Raw genomic sequence first — 21,420 nt, 5'->3', positions numbered from 1 at the left:
TTTTTATTTATTTTCTTATTAAAATTAATTTTATAAAATAACTTTTTCAAAACGGTATTATTTTTCATTTTCTTTATAGTGCTAAATTTAACAGCTATGATTTAGCAAGATATCTTTATAATTTAATTTGTAGTATATAATTCAGTTTTCTCTTATTTCATATCAACATACTAAATATATATAATAATTTTTAATAAAAAATAATTTACAGTTATATTAATTATAACATGTTATTATTATAAATAAATCAAATAAATATAATTAATTATTTTAATATAATTTGTTACTTCTTATAAAGAACAAAAATATTTTTTATATCAGTAATAGATATGATTGCAAAATGCAATTTATTATTTATTATTTTACGTTATTATCCATTATTGCTTAGTAGAGCTGTTTTGATGTTTTTGTTGGAAATATTTGCATAATTTCCTTAAATCCATAACCGGGATACATTCCTTCGCGCATAAATAAATTACGTAATGGTGGGAAACTATGCAACAAACCAAGCCCAATGCTTCGTATGATATGAACAGGCAACATATGAGAAAGTAGGGCAGAGTTCAGTGTATGAACAGCTCCACTTCGGATTAATATATCTGGTTTGCGGCATTTGTTATAATGTGCAACAATCATTTCAGAGTTAGAATTGGATATTTTATTGGGTAAAATATCAATTAAAGTTTGGACATCACGGAATCCTAAATTCAATCCCTGTGCTCCAATAGGGGGAAAAACATGAGCGGCTTCACCCACTAAAATTGTTCGATTAGCAGCAAAATGATGAGAAAGAAGTCCGAAAATCGGCCATGCTTGAATTGATGTTTCTAAGCTTAGCTTTCCAAGCATTGATTGCATTTGGTTTTCGATCATTTTTGCAATTGTTTTTGGTTCTATATTTAATAATTCCTCAGCGCGGGAAGGATGAACAACCCATACAAGACTAGATCTTCGTCCTGGTAGTGGAACCTGTGTAAATGGACCGTGTTCTGTATGAAATTCAGTTGATGTATTTTGATGAGAAAACTCATGAGAAAAGTTGAGAACAAGTGCTTTTTGTGGATAATTCCACTGTTTCACACTTATCCCTGCTGCGGCACGTGTAAGAGAGTGACGTCCATCAGCTGCAACAACAAGTGGTGCTTGAATAATTCTATGATCAGCAAGAGTAATGCATACATGGTTTTTTGTGTGATGAACAGATTTGGCAGCAGAAACAAATCTTATAATATTGGGCGTATGTGTAACAGCGTCGACTAAAGCACTGTTCAATTTTACATTAGGTATATTATAGCCAAAAGCTTTTTCGCCAATTTCAGTAGAAGAAAAATGCACCGTAGGAGCATGCACAATTCTAGAAGTTATATCTATAATTCTCATGGACGATAAAGCAGCTGCATGTTTTTGAAGATTATCCCAAATATTGAGTTTTTGAAGCGTGCGTATTGCGGGCATCATAAGAGCCGTTGTCCGTAACTCATCTGTATGAGCAGGGGGCCCAACAAGAAAAACAGAAAACCCCTTCTGTGCAAGACTCAGCGCGGCTAACATTCCGACAGGACCTGCACCAATAACAGCAATATCTTTATGCTCTTCCTTTTCAAATATCACAACGATTTGAACCTTTATTCATTGAGAAAATATTTTAACATTTCCAAATGATCTCTCTCTTTTTATTATATGAAGCTCTTCTATTATTATAGTATGTAATAAATAATGCGATATAAAAAAGTAACCTTTTTATGATTTTTTTAAATGCTGAGTTATATCATCGTTAAAAAATGGCGTATTGATAGATGGTTGAAGACTTTAAAAACGAGGATAAGAAAACCTTGAAACGTAAATTAACAAAGAAAATCAAAACAAATGCTAAATTATTACGCCATAAAAAAGTAACAATGCCACAAGCAAAGGCCTTTTCCGTTCATTTACTGACAGCTTCGGGATCATTTTTAGCGTTTCTTTCTCTTATATCAGCCTCTCAAAAAGAATGGACAGCTATGTTCTGTTGGCTTGGGCTTGCTCTTCTCGTTGATGGTATAGATGGACCAATTGCACGCAAACTTGATGTTAAATACGTTCTTCCAACATGGTCTGGAGAGCTGTTAGATAATATTATTGATTACGTGACTTATGTCTTAATTCCTGCCTTTGCACTCTATCAAAGTGGTTTCATGGGGGTAGGGTTATCATTTTCATTGAGTGCAATTATTGTTATTTCATCTGCTATTTATTATGCAGATACTAGTATGAAAACCAAAGAAAACTTTTTTAAAGGATTTCCTGTTGTTTGGAATATGATGATTTTTACGCTTTTTGTCGTCAGACCAGGAGAGTGGATTACTTTTATCATTATTGTTTTATCGGCGATTATATCTTTTTTGCCAATTTATTTTATTCATCCAGTAAGAGTCCTTCGTTTACGTAGAATTAATTTTCCCATTTTTCTCTTATGGTGTTTTTTTGGTGTTTCTGCCTTCTTTTATCAACTAGAGGCTCCCTATTGGGTTAAAATAGGAATTTCGGTAACAGGAATTTATATATATTGTATTGGCGCAATCATGCAAACATTTCCTAAACTTGGGGAAAAAAGTATAAAAAAAACAATGAAATAATTGTTTTAAGAAGGGTGTGAGATGCAAATTAATTTTGGAGCAGATGATGATATTTCTTTTACGAAAGAAGGGCGTGCTGGTATTATAAAGCTCACACGTCCTTCAGCATTAAACGCTCTTAATCAACGAATGGTTTCAGCTTTAAAAAAAGCTCTCAGAACATGGGAAATAGATGATAATGTTTTTTGTGTCTTAATTGAAGGGGAGGGGCGTGCTTTTTGTGCTGGTGGAGATGTTGTAGAAATCTATCATATGGGGAAAAGTACTGCTTCTTGTCAATACTTTAGGAATGAATATAGTTTAAATGCTTATATCAAACATTTTTCAAAGCCCTACATTTCTTTCTTAAACGGTATTTGGATGGGAGGTGGGGTAGGTATTTCTCTCTATGGCTCGCATCGAATTGTTACAGAAAATACAGTTTTTGCTATGCCAGAAGGTGCGATTGGATTTTTTCCAGATGTAGGTGCAAGTTTTTTCTTACCATCTCTTCCCAATCATTTTGGTATCTATCTTGCATTAACGGGCGCATGTATAAAGTGGGGAGATTGCTTAAATTTAGGATTAGCAACACACGCCGTTGCTGAAACTGAATTCGATATGATTAGAAAAGCTGTTATTGAGCAAGGAGATCCTACTTTAGCTTTAAACGAGCGAGCAATTACAAAAGACTATGAAACAAGTCATGAAATACGTTGTATTATTAACACTTGTTTTAGTGCCCATACCTTAGAAGAATGTCTTGAGTTGCTACATAAAAAAAGCAATGAAGATGTTTTATTTGCTAAAGAATGTTATGATATTTTGCAGTCACGTTCTCCGACAAGTTTAAAAGTTATCTGGAAACAAATGAAACAAAATTCATCTCAAACGTTGGAAGATTGTATGAAAATTGAAAACCGCATAGCGTATCATATGCTTCATTCACATGATTTTTATGAAGGTATACGTGCTATGTTAATCGATAAGGATAAAAGACCTCAATGGCAACCAGATAAACTTTCAAATGTGACAGATGAAATGGTAGATTCTTACTTCCAACCTGTTGAACAAGAGTTATTATTGTGAAAAATAATTCTCACAAACAGATTTCAAAAATCAATTTAATCTATAACTGTTACTTACGTTTTTTGGCACTTATTTGCTTAGTTCTAGGTATTTGTTATTGGATACGCCTTGTTGGTGTTTTTCCAGGTATTCTATGGCGTTTTGATCTTATGCCTTGGCAGTGGCAATTTACATCAGCTATATTGGCTATTCTCTATCCTATTGCCTTAGTTGGACTTTGGATGTATTCACTATGGGGTATCATTGTGTGGTGTATTGCAGCGTTGATTGAAGCAATAACAATATATTATTCCGATTTTATTTATCAGCCATTTGTACCATTATTTCATGGAATATTGTTTTTAGCTTTTATAGTACTACAAATTGTAATTATTTTTTTTAAAAGAGTAAAAAATAAAAAAACATTGTGATTAAAATTTTCGAGCCAGAATAACAGGCTCGATTTTCGATCTTAGTTAACTTAAGTAGCTCATTTTAAAGCTTCGTTCCTCAAAACGCTGATGCTAGTTATACTTCCTCATAAAGTTCCATAATATATATTATGCGATAATATGATACAGAAAACCCTACTTTAAAACATCATCATAATATTTATATCATACAATTTACTTTTAAAATAAAATTTGGTCTTTAAGGTATATACCTTAAAGACCAAAAATTAAGAAAAATTACTGTACTATTTTACAACGCTTCATACGTGCAAGATCACTTAAAACAGCATTACGATTATTTAAAGCCGAAATTTCATTACTTTCACTGGATTTAGTATCCATAAAAAACAAAGCAGGTACAAATACAACACTTACCGCTGCTAAAGCCACGTTTTTATTTCTTGCTTTAGAACGCTCTGTAATTGTATCATTAATCTGACGTTTATTAGCAAAAAACTCCCGTTGAATATCGGCACAACTCATTGATCCGTCATGTAATGTTGTCGTTGCAATATTTTTTTCTAAACGCCCCCCACATGCTGTCAAGGAAACCGCTAAAACCACAATACATACACCCCGCTTAAAATTCTTATACATAAAAGCCTCATTTTTGACATAAAAACACTAAATATGTCAAAAATGAAATAAAATAAAGGATAAATTTAAAAGTGTTTTATTTAACTTAAAATATTGCGCATAATAAGCTTACGCATCTGTTTCAAAAGTAAGACCTTGATATGCAGGTTTTACATAGGATGGAACGTAATTTATTACCTTATTGTAATCCAGCGATCTGTCCATATGTGTGAGTATTGCTTGTTTTGGCTTTAAATATTCTATCCACTGTAATGCTTGATCAACAGAAAAATGACTCGGATGGGATTTAAATTGAAGAGCTTCAATGATGAGAACATCTAAATCCATTAATTTGGATAAAGTTTTTTCAGGAAATTTACTAACATCCGTACAATAGGCAACATTCCCAATCCGAAAACCTAAGGAATGAATGTTTCCGTGGTGTTGTAAATGTGTATTGACACTTATTTCTCCGCCCTGCCCCTGAATAATAAATTGGCTATCTTCATTGATAAGATGTTCTTTTAAAATGGGAGAATAAGATGAATCTTTTAGAGTTTGAAAACAATATCCAAAAGCACTTTTGAGATGCTCTAGTGTAAATCTGTCGGCATAGATATCTATTAAACGTTTTTGTGCAAGTGCATAGCTGCGTAAATCATCAATACCGTGGATATGGTCTGCATGAGAATGCGTGTAAAGAGCAGCATCAAGATGGCTTACACGCGCATCGATCATTTGTGAGCGAAAATCTGGACCTGTATCAATAACGATCGTTGTTTTGTCTCCAGAAGGTTTAATACGTTCAACTAATAAAGAACTTCTGTAGCGTTTATTTTTAGGGTTATTCGGATCACATGTTCCCCAATCACCATTAGGTCTTGGCACTCCTGGAGAAGGACCACAACCTAATATTGTAAATCGGTATTGATCACACATATCTTTTGCCTTATTTCATTTTGCTAAATAAACGAAAAGCATTACGCGTTGTTATTTGAGCTATTTCTTCAATGCTTAAGCCAATTGTTTCAGCCAAAACAGCTGCTGTATAACATACAAAAGATGGTTCATTTGTTTTGCCCCGATGGGGATTAGGTGCTAAGAATGGAGCATCTGTTTCCACTAACAAATGCTCATGGGGCACAATTTTTGCTATTTCACGGATTTCAAGTGCGTTTTTAAAAGTAAGAATACCCGAAAAAGAAATATAACCACCAAGTTCAATTCCAGCACGAGCAAGTTGCATTCCAGACGAATAACAATGAAGGATAAAGGGAAAAGCTCCTTCTTTTATCTGTTCACGTAATATTTTCTCCATATCGATATCGGCATTGCGTGAATGTATAACAAGAGGAATCTGTGTTTCTCGAGAAGCAATGATATGTTCTTGAAAAACTTTCTTTTGCTCTTCTGGTGTAGAGTAATCATAATGATAATCAAGGCCCCCTTCCCCAAACGCAACAATTTTAGGGTGATTCGAGAGCTGTATAAGCTTTTCCGCTGTAATATTTTGTTCTTCATGCGCGTGATTGGGGTGTGTTCCAACGGAACAAAAGACTTGATCATAGCTTTGCGCAATGGCTAACAGTTTATCTAACTTATGAACATGGGTTGAAATTGTTATCATACGTTTAACGTCAGCATCTAAAGCCCGTTGGATAACATTATCCAAATCTTGTGAAAAGTCTTCAAAATCAAGATGACAATGTGTATCAATCAACATGATGAGTGTCTTCTTTCTTCAAGATATAACGAGGAAAAATTGGTTCTGGTGGTGGAAGATTAAGCCCTTCTTGAATTTTTGAATGACTTATATGATACAATAACCGATCATCTTCAGCAACCGCAAGGCTATCAAGAAGTTTCGCAGCTGATTGGGGGATGAAAGGCAAAAGCATAATTCCTATTCTCCGCAAGATTTCTACAGTTATATAAAGAACTGTAGAAAATCGCTCTCGATCATTTTTACGTAAACTCCAAGGTTGTTCGTTGGCAAAATAACGATTGGCATCTGCTACAATTGAAAAAATAGCTGAAAGTGCTAAATGCATACTATAAGAACACATAGCTTGGTGTACAGTTTCAAGTACTTGAAGAGATTGTTCTAAAAGCTGTTTATCTTGAGCTAAAAATGAAGCTGGTTTCGGGACTTGTGCATTACAATTTTTGGCAATCATAGACAAACAGCGCTGTGCTAAATTACCAAGATCGTTAGCAAGATCAGCATTAATACGGTTCACAAGGCTTTCATGACTATAACTACCATCTTGTCCGAATGGCACTTCACGGAGAAGGAAATAACGGACCTGATCAAGACCATAGTGATCAACCATTTCAAAAGGATCAACGACATTTCCAATAGATTTTGACATTTTTGCACCACGATTAAGTAAAAAACCATGTGCAAAAATACTTTTAGGCAATTCAATTCCAGCAGACATTAAAAATGCCGGCCAATAGACTGCATGAAAACGAATAATATCCTTACCAATAATATGCGTATTTGCAGGCCAAAAATCACGTTTTTTTGAATTTTCATTGAAAAAACCTATTGCTGATAGATAATTTGTAAGCGCATCAACCCAGACATACATCACGTGCTTTGGATTCTCAGGAACAGCAATTCCCCAGTTAAAACTTGCGCGTGAAATAGAGATATCTTTTAAACCTGATTTGATAAAACTTATAATTTCATTACGCCGCTCAAATGGAGCAATAAAATCAGGATGTTTTTCATAATATTCAAGAAGAGCTTTTTCATAATGAGAAAGTCTAAAAAAATAACTTTCTTCTTCATTCCATTCAACTGGAGAGCCTAATTCCTTCTCACGACGGATGTTGTCTGCTCCAATTTCCGTATCTTTTTCTTCATAATAGGCTTCTTGGCGAATCGAATACCACCCCGTATAATGACCGAGATAAATATCGCCATTTGCTTCCATCTTTTTCCAAATTTCTTGACAAGCTTGATAATGGCGTTCTTCTGTCGTACGGATAAAATCATCGTTAGAACAATTTAATACTGCAAGCATTTTTTGAAACACCGCACTATTACGATCTGCAAGTTGCTGAGGTGATATGCCTAATGCTGCTGCGGTTTGTTGCATCTTGAGACCATGCTCATCTGTACCAGAAAGAAAAAATACATTTTTTCCGTTTAACCGTTGAAAGCGGGCTAAAACATCGCTTGCAATGGCACTATAAGCATGTCCAATATGTGGAGCACCATTAGGATAAAAAATGGGAGTTGTTATGTAATATGTGTCACGCATGTCATACTCGTTGTAAAACGCTATAAATAGAAGATATTATGACATAACGTTTGTTCATCGCATTGTCACGGAAAAACTAATTCTCATGAATGATCTTATGAACTTTAAAAAGTAAGTTAATAACAAACTGCTTTTTATCGAGATTAAACAGTTGTATTTCCTCTATTTCTTGATGAATCTCCTGCCATTTTTCCGCATATTTTTTTGAGAGAAATAAGTCTCCCTTTTCAACGAGCATGATAGCTTTTTTTTGAATTTTATTAAGAATTTCATCACAAAATTGTTGAAATTGAAATGTAGAGTAAGCAGATGAAAATGTTTGTGCAAGAGTATGTACAATTGTTGCGTTACAAACAGGTTTCTCTAGGAAAACATCAATTGTTTTAATAATTTCAAGACCGCCATGGCAAATAAGTAAAGCGGCTTTTCGAGGGCTTCCTTTAGATTTTTTAATAATCATTTCAATTGTTTTTTCATCAGGTAAATCCTGATGGGCGAAAATATGTGTAATAACTTTTTTCATTTCATCGTTATTCAACGGACGAAAAGAAATTTTTTGACACCGTGAATGGATTGTTGGAAGCAATTTTCCTGAAGAATGTGCGATAATAACAAATAACGTTTTTGTAGGTGGTTCTTCAAGTATTTTGAGAATTGCATTCGCTGCATTTCTATTCATATCATCTGCAGAATCAATAATAACAATACGCCATCCATTATCTTGTGATGTTCGGCTTAAAAAATGCATAATATCACGGATATCATCAACGAGTATTCCTGTTTTAAACTTTTGCGTTTTCACATCAAATCGACGTGAAATATACAAAAGACCAGGGTGACTTCCTTGTGTAATTTGGCGCCATGGGGTAGAATAAGGATCGGGTTTCAAGAAAGCACTCTGTTGAAAACTTAAAATGTTCCAAGCAAGATGAAAGGCTAATGTAGCCTTTCCAATCCCATATTCTCCTTCAAATAATAATGCATGATGCAAACGCTCTTCTTTAAGCATTTGTGTCAAAAAATGACGCACATCCTCATGACCAAAGATAACATTGTTCTGGGATGGTGATAAAATTGTATCAATATCATCATATTGGCGTAAGGTATTTAAATTACTCATGAAAGCTGATCCAACAATACCTGATGACAAATATTTTTTATTTGATGAGCAATAGCTTCTACTGAGCCAGTGGCATCAATGACTCGAAATCTATGGGGTTCTTGTTTGGCCAATTGAAGAAAAGCCTGACGCCTTTGTTCTTGAATTTCCAACTGATCTTTTTCAAAATAATCAATTTCTTCTGTTTTTTTTCTTCGCAAATTTGCACGCTTCATACCACACATTGCTGGCATATCTAATAAAAATGTTAAATGAGGCAAAATACCATTGAGCGCAATACACTCTAAAACAGAAAGAAAAGAAGAACTGACTCTATTATTGAGTCCTTGATAAACGCGTGTAGAATCAATAAAGCGGTCACATAAAACGATTTTACCTTTTTGCAAAGAAGGTGCGATAACCTCAGTAACATGGTCGACACGTGCAGCTGTAAACAAAACAGCTTCAATCAACGGTCCATACTGTCGCGCCTGCCCCGACAACAAAATATGCCGGATTGCTTCTGCTCCTGGCGTTCCTCCTGGTTCTCGTGTTGTGACAACATCATAACCTTGGTGAGAGAGAGACTCAGCAAGTAAAGAAATCTGCACCGTTTTCCCTACCCCGTCCCCTCCTTCGAATGTAATAAAATAACCTGACACGTATGATCTTAACCTTATTAGCGCGTAACTATAAATATTTCCGTAACCATCCAATTGTTATTTCATAGAATGCATTTTTTACTTTTGCAAAGAAACTTCCTTCCCAAACATTCATTCCGGCAAAAACTGGTTTTTCCAGAAGAACCTTTTTATCTTCTAAAATTTGAATAACGCCAACTGATTGCCCAGAAACGATGGGAGCTTTCAATGGACCATGATATTTAATTTTTGCTTTAACATTTACTTTTTTTTCATTCGAAAGCATAAAACTTATTGGTGTTTTAACAATGAGTGGAACAAAATTTTTCTTACCACCATAAACAGCAGCACGACCAACTATTTCTCCTTTTCTGAAAATCGTTTTGAGATCAAAAGCCGTCATTCCCCATTGAAGAATGCGTTCTATTTCTTTTGTATATTTTTTACCATCTTGCAAACCATTGATTGCTAAAAAAAGACGTCGATGATTTTTAGAAATAGTGGCAACCATTGAAAAACCTTCTTTTTCACTGTAACCAAAACCAAATCCTTCTACACCAATTTCCTTAGAAATAAGAGGGTTTTTGTTACGTTGAAAAATATTATTCCATGTAAAATGAGACTCACAATAAAGTGCATAATAATCCGGATATTCCTGAACAATATGACGTGCTAATATAATCATATCACGCACAGTTACAAATTGTCCCTCTTCGGGTAGCCCTGTTGCATTAACAAAATGACTCTGAGATAATCCAATCATTTTTGCGCGCTGATTCATCAGTTTTACAAAATGATCTTCATGTCCTGATATTCCTTCAGCAAGAATAATAGCAGCATCATTTCCATTGACAATAATTAAACCACGCAACAGATCAGAAACACTGATTTCTGTTTTTATCTTTGCAAACATAGTGGTTGTACCAGAAGGTGCTCCACCCTTGCGCCAAGCATTTTCACTGACCTTAAATTTCTGCGTACTTTTTAATAATCCTTTTTTTAATTGATGAAATACAACTTCTGCTGTCATCAATTTTACTAATGAAGCAGGAAAAAAAGGAATAGCACTTTGTTTTTCATAGAGTACTGTCTCTGTATCATCATCGAGTAATAACAATTGGTATGCGGGAGTTTGAAAATCTTGTGCTCTCCCCCACGTATCAAATGCCAATACTCCCCATAATATCAATAAGATCCTTAATGCTGTATACATAGCTGCTCCTCCCATCCCAAAGATCAACATAAAGAATCTTATATAGGAAAAAACTTTTTGATTTCTGAAAATTGAGGAATTATTTACAACTCATAAAAAGATTTTATTTTCATTTAGCTTTAGAAAAAATAATATGACACGTTTTTTATCTTCTATATAGGTTCAGTTTAACATTTTAAATGTATGAGAGACAAAAGATTTTTTCCTATTTTTATTGATAGTATTTTGATTTGTTATGATAAATTATCATTTTAAAATTGAAGCTAACTCAAAGATACTGTAAGATTCTCTCATCCCCTCTTCTCATATTGAATTCATTAAAAATCGCTTACTTACGGGTCATAAGTAGGGTTCGTATATGGATAAAAATTATTAAAAAAGAGAGTAAAAATACTTCTTATCAACCTCTCAAGTGTTAAGAATTATCGCACAAAACATTGGGGACTTGCAAAGTGTATGATGGTGTCGATTTATATCTTCATAAGTGTAAAGATGCTGATATCTAAAGGCGTTAACAGTTATACCATTCACAGGCGCTGTCGTAAAATAGGCTTGTAGCGTGTTAAAGTATGTCTCTTTTAAATAAGTCCATGAATTGGCAATGTAAGTGTATTTTGTTTGAGACGCTCTGTTTTTCGTGAGGGAACTTACTCCATTAAAGAACATGATAAACAAAAGCATGAGATAATGCATAATCTTTTCATAAGATATTACCGTAGATACTTTAGAAAGATACAAGGACGAATCAAAAGAAAATATTTTTTTACTTGTTAAGCTTTTTATTCCTCTCAAATCGATTGTACAAGTTGTTTTAGAGATTACAAAAACAGACTTATACAATAATCTACCTTCGTCCAGCAAAAGCTATTACAGCAAGAAAAGTACACGCTTTATTAAGCAAGCAATATCATAAAACGACGAATAGGCCAGCAATGGAGTGGAAAGTCCGTACTAAACTTATAATGATAGAACCCAACCACGCTTTTTGAAAAGGACAACGCGCTTTAAGATAAAAATCCTACACTAAATCCGTAATTTCTTACCTTTTTTACTAAAAAATTATATAGATAAAAAATCAATGCATTTTTTCTTAAAATAGTTGTAGCCAATTAACCTTTGTTTTTTTGTTTAGCTTATTTATAGAAGCAACTTGATCGAATGGTATCGGCTTATCAACCATGATAGGACCAATTTCTGGCAATTTAACTGCAACAGTTTTATTACGTTGTTCTTGTTCAACAGCAGCTGCTTTAGCTAATTCTTTTTTGTTCCCTGTATTGCGCTGCTCTTTTAACAAAACAGTTTCTCTTTTTTTCGCAACATTTTCCGACGCTAATGAATATGGGGCAGCATTTCCAGGAGTATAAGAGGACATTAAATATGCAGCATCATAATAGCCAACAGGTGCTTCAGCAATATATTCTACTTTAACATCTGCGACCCCCCTATCTACATACCCCAGTATTGTCGCAGCTTGCCTTGATAAATCAATGATTCTGTCTTTCATAAAAGGTCCGCGATCATTCACTCTAACAACGATTGAAGATCCATTTTTTAAATTAGTAACACGAGCATAGCTAGGTAAAGGCATTGTAGGATGAGCAGCAGTCAAAAGATTCATGTCATAAATTTCACCATTGGCAGTTAAACGTCCATGAAAATCTGAACCATACCAAGATGCTTCGCCAACACGTTTATAAGTTGGATCACTTTGAGGATAATACCACTTTCCTTTTATTTGATAAGGTTTACCAACAATCACTCGTCCACGCTTTTTTTCTTCTGATTGATTCTTCTTATTGGATACTTGTTGAGGTAGTACAGAAGTGTTTACGTTAATTGGTTTATTATGATAGGAATCTTTTATTGAAAAATTCATAGTTTGGCTTGCGCAACAAGATACCAGTGACTGAGAAATGACAATCATAGAAAACAATTGAAGTGTTGGTTTAATCATAAAAGTAATTTTCTTTTTTCTATTTGAAGGCATCTATTCAGTCCACTTATTTCTGTTAAGTACTACTGTAAAAACCACGTCACGCTTTTGTACGCAACGGAAGAATTTACGTTTTTAAATGATTCCCCTCGCGTATATACCACTCTTGAATTGTCCCCTTTTACCAAGAAATTAACGTATTGTTAATCTTTTTATGGTTTTCATACGAAATAAATGTAGTCTAGTAGATATTAAAAAGATTAAAAGTTAAACAAATCAACATCTTATAGAAAATTCATTTCATAATATAAGTGTGAATAAGTGGTGATTTTAGCAACTGTTTTGCGAATCATGTAATGCAGTGGATATTAAAAAAAACACCTATGGATTGAGAAAATTAGAAACCACATGTGCTGCCAACGCAGGTACAACCCTATCCATAAGCTTAAAGCTCTTTTTTGTTGGAAAGGAGACAGCATAACATCGCTCTATTCCAAAACAGCTGATAAAAATAGAATCAATAAAAACTTCAAAAAGAATCAAAAAAAGATTCTTAAATTTTTTATAGCCTATTGATATTACTTAAATTTGGTGAGCGCGCAGGGATTCGAACCCTGGACCTACTGATTAAAAGTCAGTTGCTCTACCAGCTGAGCTACGCGCTCTCACACAAGCTATCTAGTTTGCATACTATCTAGTTTGCAGAAAGTGAAGGGAACATACGGTTGACTTTCCATTTGGTCAACACCTTTTGAAAAAAAATATTATTATTTTCTTCAGTTATCAATAATTTTCCGTTTTCGCCCCTTTACTTCATCATTGTATAAGTACTCTTTAATCTTCTTTTTGAAGTTTCAATAAAGGAAAAATTTCACTGCAAAATATTGCATAGATTCGAAGCGTTAAAATTATGAGAAATACCCCCTTCCCCTCACATGGGTTGTTGAGCATAATGGGTAGAGAAGAAAAAATACCTTTTATTATAATATTATTTTTATATCTTAGTGTTCAATTTTCAAATATGAATACAGCTTTATAAGATAATATATTGATTTATAATAATTTATCATTTTTTACTTGAGTGAAAAGTCTCAAATAATGTAAGTTTTTCTCATTTCAAATCTTTTTTATATTGAAACAATAAAAAGCATTTTCTTGACCGATATAAGTGAGAGAATAAAACTATAAAAAAGAAATGAAAATACCTTTTATGCCTCCTTTTAATAACCAAAAATTATCGCAACATTAGGGGTCATGAAAATAGTATATAGCGGTTGACACGTTAGACTTGAAAATGGAACAATGAGCAACAATGGCTTTGAGAGTATGATTTTTGTTCATGTATAATGAATAATAACGAAAGCCAATTTATCCTATAGAATAAAGTAGATATGAAGCAAAATTTAGTCTCATTGAAAATATCCCGAATGACTATAAATTATGCTCACTATTAGAGCTGTAGATAATTTTACTAAGAATAAAAAAGCAGAAATAATATGCAGTATGCAAAATGATTTTAAGTGTTCTGAATATATAGAATGCCTTCTAGTTAACTTTTTTATATTAAAATTTACAAAATACGTAAATATATTTTTAGAAGAAAAGGATAATACTAGTCACAAAATTTAGTATTGGATAATTCAGTCAGAACTATAAAGTATATTTATACATTATTTAATATTAATGTATATATACAGTATATAAATAACAATTTAAATATATCTATAAATAAAAATATTGATTTATTAAATTGATAAGATCAAAAACAAAGAAAATAATTTTGATTTGGCGATAAAAATTGTAAAAGTTCTATATATAAATGTATTTTTACTTTACTAATTTTTATTATTTTGATTGGAATATTGAATGTTAACATGTAAACAATATGAGCTACTCTTGTTTATTCATAACCATATAAAAGAAACTGGTGTTCCTCCTTCTTTTGAAGAAATGAAAAATGCATTAGAACTTTCTTCAAAGTCTGGTATTCATAAGCTCATTATAGCCTTAGAACAACGAGGTTTTATACGTCGCTTGCCCAATCGTGCTCGTGCTGTGGAGGTGATTCGACTCCCTGAAAAAATAACATTTAACCTTTCTTTAGCACGTAAAATTTCTCCCAGTATGATAGAAAGAAAGAAAAGAGAAATATCAAAAAGTTTGAGTCCCTTTGATGAAGAAGAAAAAAAAAATATCACCATTCCTATTATGGGACGTATTTCTGCAAGCGTACCCGCCTCTGCTATACTGCAACAAATAAACAGCCTTTCTCTTCCACTCGATATGGTTAATACAGGTGAGCACTACGCATTAGAAGTTAAAGATGATTCTATGATGGAGGCTGGTATCCTTGATAAAGATACGATCATTGTGAAACGTCAAAATACAGCAATAACAGGTGAAATTATTGTTGCGTTTATTGATAAAAAAGAAGCCACATTAAAACGTTATCGACGCAAAGGAGCTTCTATTGCATTAGAAGCTGCAAATCCTCATTATGAAGTACGGACATACGAATCCGAGCGTGTAGAAATACAAGGCAAACTTACCGGTCTTATTCGAAAATATTAAAAAATAAACCTTATAGTACGCGATAGATATCGCAGTAAGAAACTGTTGAGCATTTTTTTATTGTGCCACACGCAATTGACTTCTTCTCCACAGCCAAAGGATGCCCCCAATTAGGTTTATAAACAATCCAGATCCTTATCGAGCGGGTTTCACTTTCCCCTTCCCCTCCATGTCCTTCTCTTACGCAAGGCTTGACAAGTAAGTTTTAAAATATTCACCACGTACTTTGAAAAGAACTTAAATGCTTTGAAGGAAGCAGCCTTATATCATCATCCTCAATGACGGAATTTTACGATATAATAAGACAAAATTGTATGCATGCATAAAAACATATAAAATTTTGTAGAAAAAAATCAAATAACTTTGTAACAGATTGTATTGCATAGGTATAAAAATAAAGAACATTATTTTTAAGTTAATAAAAGCGTAACTCAATCATTCATAGTAATTGTAGGATCATTATGGTAGCACCTCGTATTAGTTTTGTCTCCCTCGGATGCCCAAAAGCACTCGTAGATTCTGAGCGAATTATTACACGCCTTCGCTCTGAAGGGTATGATATTTCACGTCAACATCAAGGAGCTGATGTCGTTATTGTGAATACCTGTGGTTTTCTTGACTCGGCAAGGAGAGAATCATTAGCCAATATTGATGAAGCTCTTAAAAAAAATGGAAAAGTTATTGTAACAGGGTGTCTTGGTGCTGATCCTGATGCTATTCGCCAAACATATCCTAATGTATTGGCTATTACAAAACCGCAAGCTTATGAAAGCGTTATAGAAGCTGTTCATACAGCAATTCCTCCTGTTCATGATCCTTTTCTTGATTTAGTTCCTCCCCAAGGTATTCGTTTAACACCTCGCCATTACGCCTACTTAAAGATTTCTGAAGGATGCTCTAATCGGTGTAGTTTTTGTATCATCCCTACTTTGCGTGGTGATCTCACTTCACGTCCCATCAGCGATGTTCTTCGTGAAGCTGAAAAACTCGTGCAAGCGGGTGTAAAAGAACTTTTGGTTATTTCACAAGATACGAGTGCTTATGGTATTGATCTTAAATATCTCGAAAATTCTTGGAAAGATCGTACAATCAAAACGAAATTCTTTGATCTTTGTCGTGAACTAGGCGATATGGGTATTTGGGTACGTATGCATTACGTTTATCCTTATCCCCATGTTGATGAAGTTATCGAACTTATGGCTGCAAAAAAAATTCTTCCTTATCTGGATATACCTTTTCAGCATGCATCACCGACTGTTTTGCATCACATGAAGCGTCCCGCACTTATGGAAAAAACAAATCGTAGAATTGAAAAATGGCGGAAAATATGTCCAGATCTTACTTTGCGATCAACATTTATCGTTGGTTTTCCTGGTGAAACGAATGAAGATTTTAATATACTTCTAGAATGGCTAGAAGAAGCAAAAATTGAACGCGCGGGGTGCTTTAAATATGAAGAAGTAAAAGGAGCTGCCGCAAATGATTTGGGATTAGAAAATATTCCTGAAGAGGTGAAAGAAAACCGCTGGCATCGTTTTATGGCAAGACAACAACAAATTTCTACACATCTTTTAAAGAAAAAAATTGGAAAAAGACTCCGAGTGCTTATCGATGAAAGTCAAGGAAAAGTTGCCAAAGGACGTAGTCAGTACGATGCTCCAGAAATAGATGGTGTTGTCCATATATCATCACGACGCCCACTGCGTGTTGGTGAATTTGTCACCGTTAAAATCGAACAATCGGATGCCTATGACCTTTATGGTATAGCAGTTTAAAAATTTAACTCCTTCCCTGTCCTCAATGATGAAGATTTCTATTAGCATCGGTTTATAAAAAGATCAGCTACTCACAATCGAACTTGATCACTTATATAGCTCACTTCATGAGAATTTACGAGCAATCCTTGCTCTGAATGTTTGCTATACACTCCCAAAATACAAAGCAGTTATATATTCTCTTAATTTAATGCCTTAAATGAGCTTTAAATGGCGGTGACAGCGGCGCAAAAGAATAAAATCCACAAGGTTCACCATTTTTAATTAACAAAAGAGCAAATCGACAACCGTACTATTTTCCCATTTTTCATATTACGACAGTCATTGGTTAGTGAAAGGAAACTTTTTTCAAGAGTGTTTTATGCACACAAGAATTTCCTTTGTGATATGCAGGCAGATGTTTTTTATAGATGCAATATAAGAGAATTTGAAACAAAACAATCTGACGGTATTTAAATTAAAAAACAATAAATTATCATTATAAATAAGTATCTTATCGTAAATTCTTTGAACTTATTTTTTTAATATCTAATTTTTATTAACACGTTTTAAAATCAAAGAATTTCTTATCAAGCAAATGACTTGGGCGTACATTTGTTAAAGCGCGAATCATCGTATCTTTACGTCCTGGCATTTGTCTTTCTATATTTTTCAGCATTTCTTTCATTGCATTACGTTGTAATCCATCTTGACTACCGCAAAGATTACAAGGAATAATTGGAAATTGCATTTCTTGAGAAAATTTTTCCATATCTTCCTCAGCAGCATAAACAAGAGGACGTAACACAAAAAGATCTCCTTCATCATTTTTAAGTTTTCCAGGCATAGCAGCTAATCGACCACCATGAAACAAATTCATAAAAAATGTTTCTAAAACATCATCACGATGATGACCTAAAACTAATGCAGAACATCCCTCTTCACGTGCAATACGATAGAGATTACCACGTCGTAATCGAGAACAAAGTGAACAATATGTCTGCGACTCTGCCAATTTATCTGTAACAATGGAATAAGTATCCTGATATTCAATACGATATGGAATTTTATAAGAACTTAAAAAATCTGGAAGAATATGCTTAGGAAATCCTGGTTGCCCTTGATCAAGATTACAGGCAAGAATTTCAACGGATAAAAGACCTCGCCACTTTAAGTCTAAAAGAAGCGCTAATAAACCATAAGAGTCTTTTCCACCCGATAAAGCAACAAGCCATTTTTTCCCTGTAGAGAGCATAGAAAAATCATCCAAAGCTTGTCGCATATGACGTAAAAGTCGTTTGCGCAATTTATTAAATTCTACGCTTGAAGGAGCAACACGAAACATTGGATGACAATTATCTGCTTCGCTTATTAAAGGATCATCTCTCCCTTTGTTTTCTTCTATTGCCTGATATTCAACTGAAACATCATTCATAATACCATATCCTGCACAATAAACGGCTCGTTTTGCAAAGATAAAAACAAATATTAAAGCAAGCTTACATTTATGTTTTTTGAATTTATAAATTAGATACATAAAAAAGAAATGGAACTATACAAATTTATGACTATAAAAACATAGCAATAAACTTAATATAGAACCATTTACAAAAAGAACTTATTAACTTCAAATATTGTAAGAATAACACAATATTTTGAAGTTATCATAATAGAAGAGAGAAATAATTTCTCTTACAGAAAAATTATCGAGAATAAAATTCAACAACCAAATTAGGTTCCATTTGCACAGCATAAGGAACATCTGCAAAAGCAGGAATACGTGTAAAGGTTGCTTTCATCTGTTTATGATCTGCTTCAATATAATCAGGGACATCACGTTCTGCCAATTGCACTGATTCTAACACTAAAACAAGTTGTTTCGATTTTTCCCGAACCTCAATAACATCACCTGGTTTACAACGATAAGATTGAATGTTTGTGCGCCGCCCATTGACATTAACATGACCGTGATTGATAAATTGGCGAGAAGCAAAAATCGTAGGTACGAATTTTGCACGATAAACAACAGCATCCAAACGTGATTCTAACAGACCGATAAGATTTTCGCCAGTATCGCCCCGTCGACGAGCTGCCTCTTCATAGGTTTTATGAAATTGTTTTTCTGAAATATCTCCATAAAACCCTTTCAATTTCTGTTTAGCGCGCAACTGAACCCCATAGTCAGAAAGTTTTCCTTTACGACGCTGTCCATGCTGACCTGGACCATAATCACGACGATTGACAGGAGATTTTGGACGCCCCCAAATATTTTCTCCCATACGACGGTCAATTTTATACTTTGTTGTTTCGCGTTTACTCATCGCATTTCCTTATAAAATAAAACACGAGATCTTAAGACCCCAAGGAAACGCGCCCTCCTCTGCCTTTAAATACTAAAGACTGACAGAATACCTTAACATATCAATATGCAAAGTTATCCACGGGACACGTCAATTAATGCTATTTTCTTGAAAAAATAGCTAGATCATCATTATTGGTCTCGTAACCCAAAGTCAACTCCTTTCATGAGTTTTAAGCCAAATCCTTTAAACAAATTCTCCGTTAAAGAAGTGATATTTTTCGATGTCAACAACGCAAAATCTTGATATTTCTTTATATATTGATGGTGTATCTTTCCCGACAATGGTAATAAAGATCTGATATGTTTGGCGATCGCTTTCGCCGGATCAATCCACTCAACGGACCATAAAGCATGTTCACGAAAGAAATTAATCAAAAAAGGATAATGTGTGCAGGCTAAAACAATAACATCCGTATATTGTCCATTTTTTTCCACAAAACATGGCAGGATTTCTTTTCTTAACTCTTCTGAATCGATAGATTTTTCCCGTAAATAATCTTCAGCAAGTCCAGCCAGCTTTTTACTTCCTACAAGCTGAACATGACACTGTCTAGCAAAAGAGTTAATTAATTCATTTGTATAAGCACGTTTAACTGTTCCAGGAGTCGCTAATACGGAAATAAAACCAGATTTTGTTTGTTCAGCAGCTGATTTAATTGCAGGAACCGTTCCTACAAAAGGGATATGAGGAAAATTCTGTCGTAAATCTGCTATCATCAGTGTAGAAACAGTGTTGCAAGCAATCACACATAAAGCTGGATTGTAACGTGTTAAAAGATTTGTAAAAATCTTCAAAATACGCTCTTTCAAAATATTTTCTTTCCAATTTCCATAAGGAAATCCTGCATCATCAGCAACATAGATAAATTGCATGTCAGGGATAAGAACACGCGCTTCCCTGAACACTGTTAAACCACCAATACCGCTATCAAAAAAAAGAACAGGTCGTTCATCCATTAGTTTTCACACTTATTTTTAATTTTTTTACGATCACGCTCTTCCGGTGCTCTACTCCCCCGTGGATATTGTGGCGAAAAATGATCCAAAGAAGATATAATGCCTCGCAATAAACGAACCTCAGGTTCACTAAAGTTAGCGCGCGTAAAAACAGAGCGCAAATTTGCAAGCATTACTTCTTTACGTTCTGGTGGTCTAAAATACCCACGGATATTCAAAGCCTCTTCTAACTGAGATAAAAAACCATGGAATATTGTTTTATTTGCAGGTTCCATCTCTGCTGCACGAAATGCCGTATCGCTGACATTCTCTAAACCAGTTTTCATCCATTCGTAAGACATTAAAAGAACCGCTTGCGCAATATTAAGTGACGCAAAAGCAGGATTAACTGGAAAAGTAATAATTTCATCAACAAGGCTGATTTCATCATTTTCTAGTCCCCATCTCTCTCTTCCAAAGACAATCCCGGTCTTATGTCCGATACTTTCACGCTGACGTAATACGCTTGCTGCTTCGACAGCACTTTTTACAGTTTTAAATCCACATCTTTCACGTGCTGTTGTGGCAAAAACATAGTGTAAATCTGCAATTGAATCACGCAATGTGTTAAAAATTACAGCATTGTTAATGACATGATCAGCTTTACTTGCAGCAGCTCTAGCTTTTTCATTTGGAAACATTTCTCGAGGTTTGACTAATCGAAGCTTAGAAAGCCCAAAATTTGCCATTGCCCTTGCGACCATACCAATGTTTTCAGGAAGCTGCGGTTCAACTAAAATAATAATGGGACCATTTGTTAAATTTTCACGATTCCTATTCGTTCCTGCCATCAATTTTACCTAGTTTCACTTAAACTATCTCCCTCTCCACTGTTTTTACGAAACCTTTTTCACAATACTCTAATGCTGTTTAATAATAAATTATA

Annotated in this window: 17 protein-coding genes, 1 tRNA gene and 1 pseudogene; 5 read left to right on the top strand and 14 right to left on the bottom strand. The window is 34.1% G+C overall.

Going from position 1 to position 21,420, the window contains the following annotated elements; all coding sequences use genetic code 11:
- Nucleotides 1–384: 384 nt before the first annotated feature.
- Nucleotides 385–1,611 (bottom strand): UbiH/UbiF family hydroxylase, encoded by a 1,227-nt coding sequence (locus ACFIO5_RS03785; RefSeq protein WP_375634659.1) that lies wholly within the window; start codon nucleotides 1,609–1,611, stop codon nucleotides 385–387.
- 185 nt (nucleotides 1,612–1,796) lie between these two features.
- On the opposite strand from ACFIO5_RS03785, the gene pcsA reads away from it, so the two are divergent.
- The 3 genes from pcsA to ACFIO5_RS03770 are packed head-to-tail and all read left to right on the top strand — an operon-like array spanning nucleotide 1,797 to nucleotide 4,093.
- Nucleotides 1,797–2,615 (top strand): phosphatidylcholine synthase, encoded by an 819-nt coding sequence (gene pcsA / locus ACFIO5_RS03780; RefSeq protein ID WP_375634087.1) that lies wholly within the window; start codon nucleotides 1,797–1,799, stop codon nucleotides 2,613–2,615.
- 21 nt (nucleotides 2,616–2,636) lie between these two features.
- Nucleotides 2,637–3,683 carry an enoyl-CoA hydratase/isomerase family protein gene (locus ACFIO5_RS03775; protein ID WP_375634658.1) on the top strand — a complete coding sequence of 349 codons (1,047 nt, stop codon included), beginning with the start codon at nucleotides 2,637–2,639 and terminating at the stop codon, nucleotides 3,681–3,683.
- Nucleotides 3,680–4,093: a DUF6163 family protein gene (locus ACFIO5_RS03770; RefSeq protein ID WP_375634091.1), complete on the top strand. Its 414-nt coding sequence runs from the start codon at nucleotides 3,680–3,682 to the stop codon at nucleotides 4,091–4,093. The genes ACFIO5_RS03775 and ACFIO5_RS03770 overlap by 4 nt, the downstream gene beginning before the upstream one ends.
- 258 nt (nucleotides 4,094–4,351) lie before the next feature.
- Here the strand turns inward: ACFIO5_RS03770 and ACFIO5_RS03765 are convergent, their stop codons facing one another.
- The 9 genes from ACFIO5_RS03765 to ACFIO5_RS03725 all read right to left on the bottom strand — a co-directional run bounded on the left by ACFIO5_RS03765 (nucleotide 4,352) and on the right by ACFIO5_RS03725 (nucleotide 13,516).
- The gene (locus ACFIO5_RS03765) at nucleotides 4,352–4,711 is read right to left on the bottom strand and encodes a hypothetical protein (protein ID WP_375634657.1); all 360 of its coding nucleotides are present in this window, start codon (nucleotides 4,709–4,711) and stop codon (nucleotides 4,352–4,354) included.
- Between the two features lie 108 nt (nucleotides 4,712–4,819).
- On the bottom strand, nucleotides 4,820–5,629 hold the full coding sequence (locus tag ACFIO5_RS03760; RefSeq protein ID WP_375634092.1) for an MBL fold metallo-hydrolase: 810 nt from the start codon (nucleotides 5,627–5,629) through the stop codon (nucleotides 4,820–4,822).
- A gap of 10 nt (nucleotides 5,630–5,639) precedes the next feature.
- Complete coding sequence (locus tag ACFIO5_RS03755) at nucleotides 5,640–6,413, bottom strand: TatD family hydrolase (RefSeq protein ID WP_375643107.1); 774 nt, start codon at nucleotides 6,411–6,413, stop codon at nucleotides 5,640–5,642.
- Complete coding sequence (gene metG / locus ACFIO5_RS03750) at nucleotides 6,403–7,962, bottom strand: methionine--tRNA ligase (protein WP_375705102.1); 1,560 nt, start codon at nucleotides 7,960–7,962, stop codon at nucleotides 6,403–6,405. Before metG ends, ACFIO5_RS03755 begins: the two co-directional genes overlap by 11 nt.
- Before the next feature lie 76 nt (nucleotides 7,963–8,038).
- Nucleotides 8,039–9,082, bottom strand: coding sequence for a DNA polymerase III subunit delta' (locus ACFIO5_RS03745; RefSeq protein ID WP_375636746.1), 1,044 nt, complete (start codon nucleotides 9,080–9,082; stop codon nucleotides 8,039–8,041).
- Nucleotides 9,079–9,723 carry a dTMP kinase gene (tmk, locus tag ACFIO5_RS03740; RefSeq protein ID WP_375634099.1) on the bottom strand — a complete coding sequence of 215 codons (645 nt, stop codon included), beginning with the start codon at nucleotides 9,721–9,723 and terminating at the stop codon, nucleotides 9,079–9,081. Before tmk ends, ACFIO5_RS03745 begins: the two co-directional genes overlap by 4 nt.
- A gap of 28 nt (nucleotides 9,724–9,751) precedes the next feature.
- Nucleotides 9,752–10,915, bottom strand: coding sequence for a D-alanyl-D-alanine carboxypeptidase family protein (locus tag ACFIO5_RS03735; RefSeq protein ID WP_375677215.1), 1,164 nt, complete (start codon nucleotides 10,913–10,915; stop codon nucleotides 9,752–9,754).
- A 1,090-nt stretch (nucleotides 10,916–12,005) separates the two neighbouring features.
- Nucleotides 12,006–12,905, bottom strand: coding sequence for a septal ring lytic transglycosylase RlpA family protein (locus ACFIO5_RS03730; RefSeq protein WP_375634100.1), 900 nt, complete (start codon nucleotides 12,903–12,905; stop codon nucleotides 12,006–12,008).
- 535 nt (nucleotides 12,906–13,440) lie between these two features.
- Nucleotides 13,441–13,516, bottom strand: a tRNA-Lys gene (locus ACFIO5_RS03725).
- A gap of 1,201 nt (nucleotides 13,517–14,717) precedes the next feature.
- On the opposite strand from ACFIO5_RS03725, the gene lexA reads away from it, so the two are divergent.
- Complete coding sequence (lexA, locus tag ACFIO5_RS03720) at nucleotides 14,718–15,422, top strand: transcriptional repressor LexA (protein WP_375634102.1); 705 nt, start codon at nucleotides 14,718–14,720, stop codon at nucleotides 15,420–15,422.
- Nucleotides 15,423–15,883: 461 nt separating this feature from the next.
- Entirely contained in the window at nucleotides 15,884–17,197 is a 1,314-nt protein-coding gene (gene rimO, locus ACFIO5_RS03715; RefSeq protein WP_375634653.1) for a 30S ribosomal protein S12 methylthiotransferase RimO, read from the top strand.
- A gap of 538 nt (nucleotides 17,198–17,735) precedes the next feature.
- On the opposite strand, the gene ttcA is transcribed toward rimO, so the two are convergent.
- The 4 genes and pseudogenes from ttcA to ACFIO5_RS03695 all read right to left on the bottom strand — a co-directional run bounded on the left by ttcA (nucleotide 17,736) and on the right by ACFIO5_RS03695 (nucleotide 21,325).
- Nucleotides 17,736–18,611 carry a tRNA 2-thiocytidine(32) synthetase TtcA gene (gene ttcA, locus ACFIO5_RS03710; RefSeq protein WP_375634106.1) on the bottom strand — a complete coding sequence of 292 codons (876 nt, stop codon included), beginning with the start codon at nucleotides 18,609–18,611 and terminating at the stop codon, nucleotides 17,736–17,738.
- A gap of 268 nt (nucleotides 18,612–18,879) precedes the next feature.
- Nucleotides 18,880–19,497, bottom strand: a complete 618-nt coding sequence (gene rpsD, locus ACFIO5_RS03705) for a 30S ribosomal protein S4 (RefSeq protein WP_273722651.1) — start codon at nucleotides 19,495–19,497, stop codon at nucleotides 18,880–18,882.
- 170 nt (nucleotides 19,498–19,667) lie between these two features.
- Nucleotides 19,668–20,495 carry a glutamate racemase gene (gene murI, locus ACFIO5_RS03700; protein ID WP_375634652.1) on the bottom strand — a complete coding sequence of 276 codons (828 nt, stop codon included), beginning with the start codon at nucleotides 20,493–20,495 and terminating at the stop codon, nucleotides 19,668–19,670.
- Nucleotides 20,488–21,325, bottom strand: a pseudogene (locus tag ACFIO5_RS03695) (RNA methyltransferase). Before ACFIO5_RS03695 ends, murI begins: the two are co-directional and overlap by 8 nt.
- Between the last annotated feature and the right edge of the window lie 95 nt (nucleotides 21,326–21,420).

The organism is Bartonella sp. AA86SXKL (assembly GCF_042196885.1).
This window is presented reverse-complemented; position numbering and strand designations above follow the sequence as displayed.

Excerpts from the sequence above, each read along its gene's own strand:
- rimO (WP_375634653.1), top strand. The coding sequence starts at position 15,884 with ATGGTAGCACCTCGTATTAGTTTTGTCTCCCTCGGATGCCCAAAAGCA.
- ACFIO5_RS03755 (WP_375643107.1), bottom strand. The coding sequence starts at position 6,413 with ATGTTGATTGATACACATTGTCATCTTGATTTTGAAGACTTTTCACAA.
- rpsD (WP_273722651.1), bottom strand. The coding sequence starts at position 19,497 with ATGAGTAAACGCGAAACAACAAAGTATAAAATTGACCGTCGTATGGGA.
- ACFIO5_RS03765 (WP_375634657.1), bottom strand. The coding sequence starts at position 4,711 with ATGTATAAGAATTTTAAGCGGGGTGTATGTATTGTGGTTTTAGCGGTT.
- lexA (WP_375634102.1), top strand. The coding sequence starts at position 14,718 with ATGTTAACATGTAAACAATATGAGCTACTCTTGTTTATTCATAACCAT.
- ACFIO5_RS03760 (WP_375634092.1), bottom strand. The coding sequence starts at position 5,629 with ATGTGTGATCAATACCGATTTACAATATTAGGTTGTGGTCCTTCTCCA.
- murI (WP_375634652.1), bottom strand. The coding sequence starts at position 20,495 with ATGGATGAACGACCTGTTCTTTTTTTTGATAGCGGTATTGGTGGTTTA.
- ACFIO5_RS03745 (WP_375636746.1), bottom strand. The coding sequence starts at position 9,082 with ATGAGTAATTTAAATACCTTACGCCAATATGATGATATTGATACAATT.
- pcsA (WP_375634087.1), top strand. The coding sequence starts at position 1,797 with ATGGTTGAAGACTTTAAAAACGAGGATAAGAAAACCTTGAAACGTAAA.
- ACFIO5_RS03775 (WP_375634658.1), top strand. The coding sequence starts at position 2,637 with ATGCAAATTAATTTTGGAGCAGATGATGATATTTCTTTTACGAAAGAA.
- metG (WP_375705102.1), bottom strand. The coding sequence starts at position 7,962 with ATGCGTGACACATATTACATAACAACTCCCATTTTTTATCCTAATGGT.
- ttcA (WP_375634106.1), bottom strand. The coding sequence starts at position 18,611 with ATGAATGATGTTTCAGTTGAATATCAGGCAATAGAAGAAAACAAAGGG.
- ACFIO5_RS03735 (WP_375677215.1), bottom strand. The coding sequence starts at position 10,915 with ATGTATACAGCATTAAGGATCTTATTGATATTATGGGGAGTATTGGCA.
- ACFIO5_RS03730 (WP_375634100.1), bottom strand. The coding sequence starts at position 12,905 with ATGCCTTCAAATAGAAAAAAGAAAATTACTTTTATGATTAAACCAACA.